2 protein-coding genes are annotated in these 1,180 nt (G+C 58.1%); both read left to right on the top strand.

Annotated elements, in window-relative coordinates:
- The coding region (locus V6C07_RS05530) for a hypothetical protein (RefSeq protein WP_333535362.1) at positions 1–303 on the top strand (303 nt) is incomplete at its 5' end.
- A gap of 57 nt (positions 304–360) precedes the next feature.
- Positions 361–1,180: radical SAM protein (locus tag V6C07_RS05525; RefSeq protein ID WP_333535361.1), on the top strand; the 820-nt coding region annotated here is incomplete at its 3' end.

The raw sequence follows: 1,180 nt of genomic DNA, 5'->3' as shown, positions 1-1,180 counted from the left end.
CTGCGGCTGGCGCGTGAGGCGCTGGAAGGACAGGAAGCGCGGGACGTGCAAGAAGTCCGGGAAGTGCGGCGGCCCGTCAGGAAAAAACACTGCGGGGCAATGGCGGGGCGGGCTGTGGGCTGCGCTGTTTGTTTTTGCCGTCTGGCCTTCGCAGGCGGGCATGCTCTTCTTACAGTACTTTCCCCGCAGAAGCGCGTGGGATCTGCACGGGCGGCAAAAATCCACATGAAGCGTCGGCCTTTGCTTGACGAGATATGTGAAATAATGGACAATCGAATCGCCGAATTTGAACGAGTATTTTGAAAGGCAAGATCGCCCTGCATTTTTATAGGTTTTTTAACGTGTGTGAGGTTGGTACTCATGTCTGTGGAATCGTTGCCCCGGTGGTTTAGTGTGGCTGCCATTGAGCGTGCCCTGGATCGTCAGGATGCCCCGGACGCCATTGAGCTTCGTGATATTCTGGATAAATCCATGCAGATGGTTCCGCTGGACGCCGATGAGATCGTGGCACTTATGCGGGTTGACGACCCCGTGGAGCATGAGCGCATTCTGGCGGTTGCCGATGAGGTTAAGCAGCGGGTTTATGGCGACCGCATGGTTCTTTCCGCTCCGCTGCACCTTTCCAACCATTGCGGCAGTGAATGTCTGTATTGCGCCAACAGGAAAGGAAACGGGCTGATAGAGCGCAAGTATATGACCTCGCCCGAAATGCGCGAGGCGGCCTTGCGCCTTATCCGCCAGGGCCACAAGCGTATTTTTCTGGTCAGCGGGCAATTGCCCAATGCCGATGTGGAGTACCTGGCCGAGGCCATCAGCATCTTGTACACGGTGTTTGACGGCGTGGGTGAAATCCACAGCGTCAACGTCAACGTGGGGCCGCTTGAAAGCGCCCAGTATGAAACGTTGCTCGACGCCTACGTGGGGACCATCCTCATCTATCAGGACACCTATCATGAGGCCAGCTACCGCGCGGCACATGTGGCCGGCCCGAAAAGCGATTACGTCAAGCGCCTTGAGGCCCCCGATACGGCCTTTGCTGCGGGTGTGCCTGATGTGGGCATGGGTCTTTTGCTCGGCCTTGGCCCCTGGCGTTTTGACCTGCTGGCCCTCATTCAGCATGCGGCCCATCTGGAGCGCGTGTACGGCATGGGTTGCCGCACCGTAAGCCTGCACCGCATGC

This window comes from Desulfovibrio sp. 1214_IL3152, assembly GCF_036763055.1.
In the GTDB taxonomy this organism is placed as follows: domain Bacteria; phylum Desulfobacterota; class Desulfovibrionia; order Desulfovibrionales; family Desulfovibrionaceae; genus Desulfovibrio.
The sequence above is the reverse complement of the archived record's forward strand: the minus strand, read 5'-3'. Positions and strand labels throughout refer to the sequence as shown.